General features: G+C 61.1%; 12 protein-coding genes. 4 read left to right on the plus strand and 8 right to left on the minus strand.

Annotated elements, in window-relative coordinates; genetic code table 11:
• Positions 1-39: 39 nt before the first annotated feature.
• The 6 genes from HCZ30_RS10770 to guaA all read right to left on the minus strand — a co-directional run bounded on the left by HCZ30_RS10770 (position 40) and on the right by guaA (position 6,769).
• Positions 40-1,017: an alpha/beta fold hydrolase gene (locus tag HCZ30_RS10770; RefSeq protein WP_167638294.1), complete on the minus strand. Its 978-nt coding sequence runs from the start codon at positions 1,015-1,017 to the stop codon at positions 40-42.
• Entirely contained in the window at positions 992-1,915 is a 924-nt protein-coding gene (gene metA / locus HCZ30_RS10775) for a homoserine O-acetyltransferase MetA (protein WP_167638295.1), read from the minus strand. The genes HCZ30_RS10770 and metA overlap by 26 nt, the downstream gene beginning before the upstream one ends.
• 43 nt (positions 1,916-1,958) lie before the next feature.
• Positions 1,959-2,822 carry an ATPase gene (locus tag HCZ30_RS10780; RefSeq protein WP_167638296.1) on the minus strand — a complete coding sequence of 288 codons (864 nt, stop codon included), beginning with the start codon at positions 2,820-2,822 and terminating at the stop codon, positions 1,959-1,961.
• 114 nt (positions 2,823-2,936) lie between these two features.
• Positions 2,937-4,049, minus strand: coding sequence for an OmpP1/FadL family transporter (locus HCZ30_RS10785; RefSeq protein ID WP_167638297.1), 1,113 nt, complete (start codon positions 4,047-4,049; stop codon positions 2,937-2,939).
• A gap of 122 nt (positions 4,050-4,171) precedes the next feature.
• Positions 4,172-5,026: a DMT family transporter gene (locus HCZ30_RS10790; protein WP_167638298.1), complete on the minus strand. Its 855-nt coding sequence runs from the start codon at positions 5,024-5,026 to the stop codon at positions 4,172-4,174.
• 183 nt (positions 5,027-5,209) lie between these two features.
• A complete protein-coding gene (guaA, locus tag HCZ30_RS10795) occupies positions 5,210-6,769 on the minus strand; it encodes a glutamine-hydrolyzing GMP synthase (RefSeq protein ID WP_167638299.1) in 1,560 nt (519 codons plus the stop codon).
• Positions 6,770-6,917: 148 nt separating this feature from the next.
• Here guaA and HCZ30_RS10800 point away from each other — a divergent pair, with 148 nt between their 5' ends.
• Positions 6,918-8,468: a trimethylamine methyltransferase family protein gene (locus HCZ30_RS10800; RefSeq protein ID WP_167638300.1), complete on the plus strand. Its 1,551-nt coding sequence runs from the start codon at positions 6,918-6,920 to the stop codon at positions 8,466-8,468.
• A gap of 18 nt (positions 8,469-8,486) precedes the next feature.
• Here HCZ30_RS10800 and HCZ30_RS10805 read toward each other — a convergent pair whose 3' ends face one another.
• Entirely contained in the window at positions 8,487-8,786 is a 300-nt protein-coding gene (locus tag HCZ30_RS10805; protein ID WP_167638301.1) for a DUF6477 family protein, read from the minus strand.
• 223 nt (positions 8,787-9,009) lie between these two features.
• Here HCZ30_RS10805 and HCZ30_RS10810 point away from each other — a divergent pair, with 223 nt between their 5' ends.
• Positions 9,010-10,062, plus strand: a complete 1,053-nt coding sequence (locus HCZ30_RS10810) for a DUF6456 domain-containing protein (protein WP_167638302.1) — start codon at positions 9,010-9,012, stop codon at positions 10,060-10,062.
• A 40-nt stretch (positions 10,063-10,102) separates the two neighbouring features.
• The gene (locus HCZ30_RS10815) at positions 10,103-11,035 is read left to right on the plus strand and encodes a hydrogen peroxide-inducible genes activator (protein WP_167638303.1); all 933 of its coding nucleotides are present in this window, start codon (positions 10,103-10,105) and stop codon (positions 11,033-11,035) included.
• Positions 11,036-11,089: 54 nt separating this feature from the next.
• On the opposite strand, the gene HCZ30_RS10820 is transcribed toward HCZ30_RS10815, so the two are convergent.
• Entirely contained in the window at positions 11,090-11,638 is a 549-nt protein-coding gene (locus tag HCZ30_RS10820) for a peroxiredoxin (protein WP_167638304.1), read from the minus strand.
• Between the two features lie 96 nt (positions 11,639-11,734).
• Here HCZ30_RS10820 and lipA point away from each other — a divergent pair, with 96 nt between their 5' ends.
• Positions 11,735-12,760, plus strand: coding sequence for a lipoyl synthase (gene lipA / locus HCZ30_RS10825; protein ID WP_432442765.1), 1,026 nt, complete (start codon positions 11,735-11,737; stop codon positions 12,758-12,760).
• Positions 12,761-12,807: the final 47 nt, after the last annotated feature.

Below are 12,807 nucleotides of genomic sequence, written 5' to 3' on the forward strand. Positions count from 1 at the left end.
GGTTCTCCGTTCTTTTTTAAATATGGTGCCCTGCGGCGATCAATTCAATCCGGCGTCCTTTGCGGCGCGGTCGATGACGGCGACGACCTCGGAGATATGGGTGTGGTGGATCATGTGGCCCGCACCTTCGATCGGAGTGAAATTCGCCTGAGGCAGCAGGTCCGCCAGCGCTTGGGAATGGATCTTGAGGTAGACGGTCGTGTCCTCAGTGCCGTGCATGATCTCGACCGGCATGGTGATTTCGCCGTACTGCTGCGACTGGACCTGCAGCGCGGCGTCCAGATGCGCGACTTGCAGGGCGTTGGCCCGCATGGACTCTTTGCGGGCAATCAGCGGCACACCGATATCGTCAAAATAGCCTTCGGGCGCGGCTTCGGGTTCGAACACGCCTTCAACCGCGCTTTCCATGACAGAGGTCGGCGCGAAGGCGTTGATCATCGGCGGTAGCAGCGCGCTGCCCACCGAGGTGTTGATCGCGTCATAGAGCGTGCTGACATCGCCGCCCCACGGGTAGATCGCGCCCGCAAGGTCCACGAGAGCCGCCGCGTTTTCGGGATGATACGTCACCCAAGCCAGCGCGACCGCGCCGCCGTAGGAATGGCCCAGCACGATAGGCTTTTCGAAACCCAGCGCGATAGCCGCCTGACGCAATACGTCCGCTTGTTCGGCTGGCGTGCCGGAGTCCGTGCCTTCCGCCAGCGTCGGCGTATAGCCAAGGCCCGGACGGTCGAAGATCAGCACCTGGTAACGGTCGGCCAGAGCCGCACCCAGACCGATCTCCATATCGCGGGTGTTGCCGCTGGCGCCGTGGATCAGGACGATCTGCGGGCCGCTATTCCCCATGCGGACATAGTGAACGGGCTGTCCCGCGACGTCGATGAATTCGCCCTCGGGCGGCCAGCGTTCTTCCCACGCCTTTGTGCGACTGCTGGCCGTGCAGCTGGTCAGGACAGCCGAAGCCGCCAGCAGTGCTATGAGTGCGAGTAGAATCTTAAGAGCCGATGGAAGAAAGGTCATATGGCGTCGTCTGGTAAATTTCGTTTATCCAGTTGCCATATAGAAGGTGAGCGTGGCTTCTCCACCTATTCTGCGGTTTCTGCGACGGATCGTCGTGCGGATAGTAGTTCGCAGGCACGTTGATCGGCTTACCCGCAGCCACATCGCGGTCGTACTCTTCCTTCAGGGTGCCACTGTCGTATTCGAAGTGGTTGAAGACATAGAGCGCACGGTGCGCCTCATCACTGACAAGGCAAGGGCCGGTGTCGTTGCTGTCGAGCAGGATGTTCAGACCGTCCTTGGACTCGATCTCGTCGCGGCGCATTTCGGTCCAGCGGCTCACAGGCACAACCATATCGTCCGAGAACCCGCGCAGGTAAGGCGAGGCCGGTTCGCAGTTGCGGTGACGCACGCAGCCGAACGCTTTGTGGTCGAGGATGTGCTTCTGCACGCCGTGGAAGTGGTAGATCATCGCCATGCCGCCCCAGCACACGCCGAAGGTGGAGTGAACGTTGGTCTGCGTCCACTCGAACACTTCCTGAAGCTCGCTCCAGTAGGTCACTTCGTTGAACGGCAGATGTTCGATCGGCGCGCCGGTGATAATCAGTCCATCGAACTTTTCGCCGCTGTCGGCCACGTCTTTGAACGGACGGTAGAACTCCGCCATGTGCTCGGCAGCGGTGTTCTTCGTCTCGTGCTCCGACATGCGAATGAGCGACAGCTCAATTTGCAGCGGGGTCGCACCCATGAGGCGGGCGAACTGGTTTTCGGTCTGGATCTTCTTCGGCATCAGGTTGAGCAGGCCGAACCGCAACGGGCGGATGTCCTGTCGTGCGGCCCGCTCGTCCGACATGACCATCACGCCCTCGTGCGAGAGCACGTCGTAGGCGGGAAGGTTTTCGGGCAGTTTGATGGGCATTTTCGCGTTTCCTGAATGAATTGAGAACGGAGATGTATTCTCCTTAACGGCGGTCCTCAAGGGTTTTTGCGACGAGGTTTTCAAAGTCGGCAGGCGTTTTGACTGCGTAGATGTCCTCGGCCTTGACCGTAATACCCCATTTTTCGGCCATCGCGGCATAGCGCGGCTGACGGTGGTCGAGTGCCTTGCGGTACGTCCAGCGGATGAAATCGTCGGGATTCACCTTGTCGGCGTCGACGTTCTTTTCGGCGAGGTAGGCATTCCACGACTGGTCGAGGAATTCGGCCTGATAGGACATCGGCTTGGGCGCTTTGTCGAAACGGCGGCACAGCTCGTCGATATGCGCGTCCGAGCCTTCGATCCAGATGCAGAGCGCGTGCTTCGACAGCTCGGCCATGATCGGATCGTTCGGGTTGTCGATGTCCACCCACTCGCAGATCGACCCGCCCGTATCGCAGATGAAATGCGGATAGCCATAAAGCGCCTGCGCGCGGCGGATGAAATACGACGTGTCCATCAGCGCATCGATCTCGGCCCGCTGGAACTGTTCCTGACGACGTTTGTATTCGTCGATCAGAATGCCTCCCTTCGCCGGATCACCCGGTTTACCGAGGTAGGTCGAGACGGGGCTCAGGTTCTCGAACGTGATGTTCGATCCGATGTAGATCGAATCCGTCATCAGCAGCTCGCGCAGGAACGGCACCTTCATCGCCTCGGCCTTCGCGTTATCGGCGATGTATTCGCCCATGTAGCGGGTGCCGATGCGGTAATCGACCGAGTAGTGGAACCAGTCGCCGTGATCGCGCATCAGGTTGGAAATATAGGTCTTGCCCAGTCCGGACATCCCGAACAGGAGGACATGCTTTTGCGGCGCGTCGCGCCAGTCTTGTGCGGTCTGGTAGATCATGATGCTTCGTCAGTAACGGCGGTGATGCGTTTGATCTAGCTTATTTTTACCCCGCTTGCCCAACGAAAAAGGCCCCGCAAGTTGCAGGGCCTTTCGCGCGATCCACGGGAAGGATCAGAAGGTGGTGACGAGCTTCACGCCGAAGGCAGTTGCCGAGTTGTCGGTGAACTTGCCCTGGATGGCGCCAGCCGGCAGGCCCGTCGGGGTCAGGTCGGTGCTTGCGTCGCCGATGTCGACCCACTTCATGCCGAAAGTGATCTTGGCGTTGTCCTGAACCTGATAGGTCGCGCCGAGGCCAACGCCGAAGTTGCCGTCGGTCGGGCCGAGGTTCGATACCAGACCGCCGTTCGATTCTTCGTAGGACAGGGTGATCGCTGCCGACCAGTCGTCGGTGAAGCGGCGACCAACACCCAGCGAGTAGGTCATGCCGTCGTTGGCATAGTCGACCAGCGAGTCGCCGGTGGCGAGGTTGTAGCCGAACGGGGTGATGTCGAACTCGCTCCAGTCCACGTAGCGGACGCTACCGAACAGGAGGGTGTCGGCCATAATACCGCTCTGGAAATCGAGGTTCCACGAATCCGGCAGGGTGACTTCGGTGTTCAGGCTCGGGTTGCCGTTCTCCATGGTCGGGATCGACAGGTCGATTTCCGACGAATAGGTCAGAGCGACGCGCAGCGCGATGTCCTTGCGCTCGTAAGCAGCACCGGCAACGTAGCCCGTGCCGCTGGTGTTGGCGAATTCGCCGGTGTAGGTCAGTGCGCCGTTCTGGTAGATCTCGACGTCACCGCCGACCGATACCATGCGCGCGCCGCCGTAGACGCTGAAGTTGTCGTTGATCTGGTACTTCGCGACACCGGTGATGCCGTCGCTGTTCAGGTCAGCGGTGGTGCCTGCAAGCGGGTAGTTGGTGCCGGTCGGGTAGGCGACGTCAGCGCCGAACGGCTGGTCGTACATGACGGTGACCGACCACTGGTCGTTCAGCTGCTTTTTAAAGCCCAGACCAATCTGGTTGTAGCTTTCGGCCATGTCGCCCGAACCCAGAACGCCAACGCCCGGAATGGCGACGGTGCCCGAAATGCTCGGATCTACGGCGCCGAACGACAGTTCGAACGCATCGCCTTCCTCCCACAGAAGTCCAACAGGCTGACCCGAACGGTCGATACCGGCGGCGTTTGCCATGGCAGTGCCAAGCAGCAGAAACGCGCCAGCGCTAAGTGCATATTTCATATTGTTTTCCTCTTTCCCCAATGGGGTTCCTCGTCCCATACGGGAACGCTAACGATCAATTGATTGAGTGGTCAATTTTAACGCAGCGTAATCCCTGTATCTGATCTGAGGTTAACAGAAGATTAATTTTGCGATGAACGGATATTTATCCAGTTCGCAAAGAAAATTATTGCTGCGCCAATAAGGACATACACGTCGATCGCCTCTCCGAAGAGCACCATGCCGACCACCGCGATCAGCGGCAGGCGGGCAAAGTCGATCGGCATCACGATACTGGCAGGGGCTAGTGATAATGCCGTCGTCAGACAGAAGTGCGCAAAGAGGCCCGCGCACCCGACAAGCACGACGTAAGGCACGGTCGCCATGTCGGGAACGTGGATGTTCAGATCATATCCCGCGCAGATCAGCCCGAAGACCGCCTGCATGATCGAAAGCCAGAACAGGATGCAGACCGTGCTCTGATCGCGGGTCAGTTTGCGGGTGAAAATCGCGGAAAACGCGAATCCGATGGCGGCGAGGCCGGCGGCAATCAGCGGCCATTCCAGCGTTTCGGGGCTGGGGCGCGTGACGACGAGGATACCGATAAAGCCGAGGATGCCAGAGACGACACCGATGGGCCGCAGCTTTTCTTTGAGGATCAGCGGCGACAGGATGATGACCCAGATCGGCGCGGTGAACTCCATCGCGAAGACCTGCGCCAGCGGGATCAGACCCACGGCAAAGAACCACAGGTTCTGGCCGGTGAAATGGCTGATATTGCGAATGAAATGAAGGGGTAGGCGGTCGGTCTTTATGTCGCCGCGCTTGCCCGTCACCAGCACAACCGTGACCATGATGAGGATGCCGACGAGGCTGCGGTAGAACATGATCTCGAAGGTGTCGAGGTGTCCACTCATCTGGCGGCCAGCCACTGCCATCGAGGAAAAGGCGGTAATCGCGCCGATCATCCAGAGGGCGGCGCGCAGGGTCGATGACATGTAAGCCTTCCGAAATTTGATCAATTAATTGGCGGCATCCTGCGCCGTGATCGTTTTTGAAGCAAGCACACGGGAGCGCGATTTTGCGCGGGCGCGGCCTCTCGGATTACACAGTGCGCCCCGCAAAGAAAAAGCGGCGCGAAAATCCCGCGCCACTTTTGTCATTTCCACATGAGAACCGGATTACTCCAGTTCGATCGTTCCCGGCGGCTTCGAGGTCAGGTCGTAGAACACGCGGTTCACGCCTTTTACTTCGTTGATGATGCGGGTCATCGTCTCGCCGAGGAATTCCTGCGTGAACGGGTAGGTGTCAGCCGTCATACCGTCGACCGAGGTCACAGCGCGGATCGCAACGGCGTAGTCGTAGGTACGGCCATCGCCCATCACGCCCACGGTGCGCATCGGCAGGATCGCAGCGAACGCCTGCCAGATTTCATCGTAGAGACCGTGCTTGCGGATCTGGTCGATGTAAACGGCGTCGGCTTTGCGCAGGATGTCCAGCTTTTCGCGGGTGATCTCGCCGGGGCAGCGGATCGCGAGGCCCGGCCCGGGGAACGGGTGGCGACCGATGAAGCTGTCGGGCAGACCCAGTTCGCGGCCAAGCGCGCGCACTTCGTCCTTGAACAGTTCGCGGAGCGGCTCGACGAGCTTGAGGCCCATCTTCTCCGGCAGGCCGCCCACGTTGTGGTGCGATTTGATCGTGACCGACGGGCCGCCCGAGAACGATACGGATTCAATAACGTCGGGGTACAGGGTGCCTTGTGCAAGGAACTCGGCGCCTTCGATTTCATCCGCGTATTTCTGGAACACGTCGATGAACAGCTTGCCGATGGTCTTGCGCTTCACCTCGGGGTCCGAAACGCCTTCGAGTTCGCCAAGGAACAGGTCGCTTTCGTCCGCGTGGATGAGGTTCAGGTTGTAGTTGTCGCGGAACATCGCAACGACCTGCTCTGCCTCATCAAGGCGCAGCAGACCGTGATCCACGAATACGCAGGTCAGCTGGTCGCCGATGGCTTCGTGCAGCAGGATGCCAGTCACGGAGGAATCGACGCCGCCAGATAGTGCGCAGATGACCTTTTTGTCGCCAACCTGCGCGCGGATCTTTTCGATCATTTCCTGACGGTAGGAAGCCATCGTCCAGTCACCGGTGAAACCGGCCTTGCGGACGAAGTTTTCCAGCATGATCTTGCCGTTCGGGGTGTGGTGCACCTCGGGGTGGAACTGCACGGCGTAGAACTTGCGCTCTTCGTCGGCGATCATGGCGTAGGGGGCGTTGGGCGAGGTGGCGACGATCTCGAAGCCCGGAGCCAGAGCGGTCACGCGGTCGCCGTGCGACATCCAGACCTGTTCTTTGCCTTCGGTGAAGAGACCGGCAAAGATACCGTCGAGCTTGTGGCCTTCGGCGGGGGCGACGAACGCACGGCCGTATTCGGCGTGGTGTCCACCTTCGACCTTACCGCCGAGTTGTTCCATCATGACCTGTTGGCCATAGCAGATACCGAAGATCGGAAGCCCCATGTCGAACAGGGCTTGCGGTGCGCGTGGGCTGCCTTCGCGGGTCACGCTGTCAGGACCGCCGGACAGAATGACAGCCTTGGGGTCGATCTCGCGGATGACCTCTTCGGTGACGTTCTGGTAGGGGCGGATTTCGCAGTAGACATTCAGTTCGCGCAGGCGTCGCGCAATAAGCTGCGTGACCTGCGAGCCGAAGTCGATGATGAGGAGACATTGATGCTGGGTCATGGCAGCCGAATAGGGCCACCGCCCCATTTGCGCAAGTGTCATATGTGACGTGGAATGTCGCTTTCACGACTAAGAGGACGCAAACTCTGCATTGGCGCTTCGCCAAACTGTCTATGACACTCGCAAAGATCACTCCGGAGGGATAATTATGTCGGATGTTGCAGAAGGTCGTAGCCGTCGTTCGCGTGGAGGCGGAGGTGCCGCCCGCCGTGCAGAGCGTAGCGCCGTCAGCTTCGAAACCGCCAAGTACATCGAGCGCAATATTCCGAACCTCGAAGTCCTCGACGACGAAGCGCTCTCGATCATCGAGTACAACGCCGAGACGATCCTCGAGGAAATCGGCGTAAACTTCCCCGAAAACCCCGGTGCGCTCGCGCTGTGGAAAGAAGCCGGTGCCGACATCCAAGGCGACCGCGTCCGCATTCCCCGCGGCCTTGCCCGCGAGCTGTGCAAGACCGCTCCGTCGAAGTTCACCCAGCACGCCCGCAACCCCGAGCGTAGCGTCGAAATCGGTGGCAAGAACCTCGTTCTGGCTCCGGTCTACGGCCCGCCGTTCGTGCGTGACGCTGGTGGCCGCCGCTATGCGACCATGGAAGACTTCAACAAGTTCGTAAAACTCGGCTACATGTCCAAGTGGCTCCACCACTCGGGCGGTACCGTTTGCGAGCCGACCGACGTGCCGGTGAACAAGCGTCACCTCGACATGCTGCTGGCTCACATGACCCTGTCGGACAAGCCGTTCATGGGGTCCGTGACCGAGCCGAGCCGTGCGCAGGATTCGGTCGAGATGTGCGAAATCCTCTTCGGTAAGGAGTTCGTCCAGAACAACACCGTGATGACCTCGCTCATCAACATCAACTCGCCGCTGACCTTCGACAGTATTATGATGGGTGCTCTGGAAGTCTACGCGAAGAACAATCAGGCCTGCATCATCTCGCCGTTCATCGTCGGCGGCGCTATGGCTCCGGTGACCGTTGCCGGCACCCTGACGCAGGTAGCTGCCGAAACGCTCGCAGGCGTGGCCTACAGCCAGCTCGTCCGCAAGGGCGCGCCGGTTATCATGGGCGCCTTCGTGACCTCGATCGACATGAACTCGGGCGCGCCGACCTTCGGTACGCCGGAAGCCGCGCTGATCACCTACGGCACCGGCCAGCTGGCCCGCCGTATGAACCTGCCGTACCGTTCGGCAGGTAGCTTCTGCGGCTCCAAACTGCCCGACGCGCAGGCGGCTTACGAAACCGCGAACTCGCTGAACATGGGCCTCATGGCTGGCGTGAACTTCATGCTGCACTCCTGCGGCTGGCTCGAAGGCGGCCTCGTTGCCGACTTTGAAAAGTTCGTCATGGACGCCGATCAGCTCGGCGCTCTGCACGGTCTGGCCAAGGGCATCGACATGACCGAAAACGGTCAGGCGATGGACGCCATCCGCGAAGTCGGTCCGGGCGGTCACTACCTCGGTTGTGCGCACACCCAAGCGAACTTCAAGACCGCGTTCTGGCGCACCGAACTGCTCGACTACAAGCCGTTCGAGACGTGGGACGAAGAGGGCGGCCGCGATACCCGTCAGCTGGCCTCCAGCCGTGTCGACAAGATGCTGTCGCAGTACCAGCAGCCGATGCTGGATCCGATCATCGAGCAGAAGCTCCGCGCCTTCGTGCAGGAGAAGAAGGACTCGATGCCCGACAGCTTCTCCAGCTAAGACCATTGCCCGCGGGGGTCATACTCCGCGGGCTTCTCGCGCTGCCGTCAGAAGGCGCGCTTCGGCCATGATCGCGATCAGCACCTCGATATGGCTGGCAAAGGAATAGGCAGCACGGTCGCCCAGACGCTGCTCGTTCAGATCCGCTTCCATCTCCATCAGACGCATCAACGCCTCGCCATGCCGCGGGGCCGTATTGCGTTTCAGTAGACGCGGCAGATGCCGGTCGCGGCAGTAATCAGCGACGCCGTGACGTGCGCTGCGGACCAGAAGCGACGGACGCTTCAGCGTCGAAACCATACCCAGAATATCAAACATCGGTGCCCCCTGATTGGCGTTTCAGTGGGACCATCCTGCACCGTGTTTTGAGGGTGTTGCGCGAAGCGGTCAGCGGGCGTTCGCCACGGTTACCCGAATTTATTCTTTAGAAACAAAGATGGAGTAACGCGGTCCTCTTAAGAAATCGGTAAGGTTAACCACTTTAGGTTGCCATTCTGTAAATGGGTCCGTGCCGAGCGCAGGACGACAAGAGGAATGCGGGATGGAAACTGCCGAAAGCCTTGCCTTTGCGGAGACGTTGCCGAAATGGCTCCCCGAGGCCGCACGAAATTATCTCATGCACACCGCCAGAGGCGTGTCGATCCGCGCGCTGGCCCGCGCCAAGGATTGCCATGCTTCCACGATTTTGCGGCAGGTCCGCAGGTACGAGAACCTGCGCGACGATCCTCTTGTCGACGACGCGCTGCAAGCGCTCTCCAACTGCGGTGCGCCCCGTAATTGTCTGACCTCAAAGGACTTCTCCATGCAACTCGAACCCAACACCATGACCACCGTGCAGCCTGCACTGATTGATGAGACCCGCATCCGCGAGGAGGGCGGCCGCATCCTGCGCCGCTTGTGCGAGGCGGGCGCCGTGCTCGCCGTTGCCCGCGAGATGGAGATGGCCGTCGTGGTCCGCGATACGGGCGGCGAAACCACGCGGACCGCCGTCACCCCGCGCGAGATTGCGCAGGCGATGGCGCTGCGCGACTGGATCGCTTGCGAGGACCCATCGGCCCGCATCGCCCGCTACCGGATCACCGCTGCGGGGCGTCAGGCGGTTAAGGAAATGCTGGGCACGCCGCTGACCGAAGCGGGATTCGTGCGCGAAAACGCCATCTGGGACGAAGAGCCGACGCGCCGCGCCGTCACCGCCGAAAGCCCGCTCACCATGCTGGCCCGCCGCCGCGACAAGGACGGCTCCATGTTTTTGCCGCGCGAATACGTGGTTGCGGGCGAACGCCTGCGCGAGGATTTCGAGCTTGGCGGCATGTCGGCGTTCACCGTGGCGCACTGGCACGGCTTCCTGATGGGACAGGAGGTGGACACGGGCGAGCCTTCGGCGGCGAAGGACCGCGCTCTGGCCGCGCTGTCGGACCTCGGGCCGGGGCTGGGCGATGTGGTGGTGCGCTGCTGCTGCTACCTCGAAGGGCTGGAGACGATCGAGAAGGAGCTTCTCTGGGCCGCGCGGTCGGGCAAAATCGTGCTGCGGATCGCGCTCGAACGCTTGCGTCGCCACTATGACCGGATGCAGCATTCCGACCTGATCGGTTAAAGGACTTTTGCCGGATCGCCACCTGCCATAAGATCAGCTTATGAACACGACCTTCCGCCAGCTCCGCTATTTCGTCGCTCTCGCCGATGCGGGAAACTTCACGCTCGCCGCAGAACTGGCGAATGTGACCCAGCCTGCGCTCTCGCTTCAGATCAAGGAATTGGAGGCGAACCTCGGCGTCAAACTGGTCGAGCGGATGCCGCGTGAAATCCGTCTGACGCGGGCCGGGCAGGATGTTCTGGCCCGTGCGCGGGTGATCCTGACCGAGGTGCGCGATCTGGAAGCCTCGGCCCGTTTACGCGGCGGCCTGAGCGGCTCGCTGACCCTCGGCGCGATCCCGACCATCGCGCCGTATCTCCTGCCGCATGTCCTCACGCGCCTGCGGTCGGCGGATATCTCGCTGGAACTGAAGGTGCGCGAGGCGCAGACGCACCGGCTCGTCGATGCGCTGCAAAAGGGCGAGATCGACGCCGCCATCATTGCGCTGCCCATCGACCTGCACGGGCTGGAAGTGACGGAGCTGTTTTTCGACCGCTTCCTCCTCGCGGGGAGCAAATCGCGGATCGCCAGCTACACCGAGACAGCGCCGCCGAACCCGAGCGATCTGCCGCCGGGGTCTCTGCTGCTGCTTGAAGACGGGCACTGCCTTTCGGACCAAGCGCTCGCGGTTTGCGGACTAAAAGGGCGGCGCCAAGCGGTCGATCTGTCCGCGTCCTCGCTGTCGACGCTCTGCGGCTTGGTCGGGCAGGGGTTCGGGCTGACGCTCCTCCCCGAGATGGCCGTGAACGCGGAATCGGCGGCGATGCCCGACATGGGCGTCATGCGCTTTCCCGAGCCGCAGCCCGAACGGACCATCGCGCTGGTGCGCCGTAAATCCACCGACAATGACGGCTGGTTCAGTGACCTAGCGGAGCTGATCGGCGAGGCGGGCAGGGAGCTGCTGAAAACCGCGTGCAGCCGCATCGCAGCATAACGAAAAAGGCCCGCCACAAACGGGCGGGCCTTCAAACCTGTCAGAAGCTGGCGATTACGCTGCGGCTTCTGCGTTTGCTTTCTTGATCCACGACAGGACGTTTTCCGGCGACGATTCACCGTAGGGGTCTTCGCCGTGGTTGTCGCACAGGCCCGGCTCTTCGAACCATGCTTCGACAACGCCGTCGTTGATGACGGCAGCGTAGCGCCACGAGCGCAGACCGAAGCCGAGGTTGTCCTTGCGCACCAGCATGCCGACGCGGCGGCTGAATTCGCCCGAACCGTCCGGGATGACTTTGACGTTCTTGAGGTCCTGCGCCTTGGCCCACTGGTTCATGACGAACGAGTCGTTGACCGACATGCAGTAGATTTCGTCGATGCCTTCGGCAGCGAAATCGGCGTGACCGTTTTCAAAGCCCGGAAGCTGGTAGGTCGAGCAGGTCGGGGTGAATGCGCCCGGCAGCGAGAACAGAACAACGCGCTTACCTGCGAAGTAATCGTTGGTGGTTTTGTCTTCCCAGCGGAACGGGTTCGGGCCTTCGATCGACTCGTCGCGAACGCGGGTTTTGAAAGTCACCTGGGGAAGCTTGTAACCGACTTGCATAGTCATCTCCATTTTGGCTTTGGCGGCTCGCGCCGCGTTTGAGCGGTACTTAGAATGATTCCAGTCAAGTCTCAATGCTGCTCTGCGGCAATACGAATGCATAGCTGGCATTCGTTGCGTTCATTCCCGAAAGGGCCTAAGTCTTTGGCAGATCGCTCGCAGGAGGAGCACATGCGCGACCTTAAGATCCCCGATCAGCGCCACCCCGAAAAGGCGCATCGCAAGGACAATGCCCAGCCGAAAAAGCCGGCATGGATCCGTGTGAAGGCCCCGACCTCGCAGGGTTACCGCGATACCCACAAGATCATGCGCGAGCACAAGCTGGTCACCGTGTGCGAAGAAGCAGGCTGCCCGAACGCGGGCGAATGCTGGAGCCAGGGCCACGCTACCATGATGATCATGGGCGAGATCTGTACCCGCGGCTGTACGTTCTGCAACGTCGCCACCGGTAAGCCGCAGAACCTCGATGCGTTCGAGCCGGGCCGCGTTGCCGATGCGGTCCAGAAGCTCGGCCTCAAGCACGTCGTGATCACCTCGGTCGACCGCGATGACCTTGACGATGGCGGCGCCGAGCATTTCGCGCAGACCATCCGCGCCGTCCGTCACCGTTCGCCCGATACCACCATCGAAGTGCTGACGCCCGACTTCCTCAAGTGCGGCCCTGACGCGCTGGAAACCGTCGTCGCGGCAAAGCCCGACGTGTTCAACCACAACCTCGAAACCGTGCCGGGCCTCTATCACGAAGTGCGTCCGGGTGCGCGTTACTTCCACTCGCTGCGTCTGTTGCAGCGCGTGAAGGAAATCGATCCGTCGATGTTCACTAAGTCGGGCATCATGGTCGGTCTGGGCGAAGAGCGTGCGCAGGTGTTGCAGGTCATGGACGACATGCGCTCTGCCGACATCGACTTCCTGACGATCGGCCAGTACCTCCAGCCGACCCCGAAGCACCACGCCGTGGACCGTTTCGTCACGCCCGACGAGTTCAAGTCCTATGAGCAGGCCGCTTACGGCAAGAACTTCCTGATGGTATCGGCCACGCCGCTGACCCGTTCGTCCTATCACGCAGGCGACGATTTCGCGCAGTTGCGTGCGGCGCGGAACAAGAAACTGGGTCTGGCGTGATCTGAGCGGGTACTGGGGGCGCTGCCCCCAGCGGCGGTGCCGCTTCC

The sequence above is a fragment of the Marivivens donghaensis genome (assembly GCF_011806565.1).
GTDB lineage: Bacteria > Pseudomonadota > Alphaproteobacteria > Rhodobacterales > Rhodobacteraceae > Marivivens > Marivivens donghaensis_A.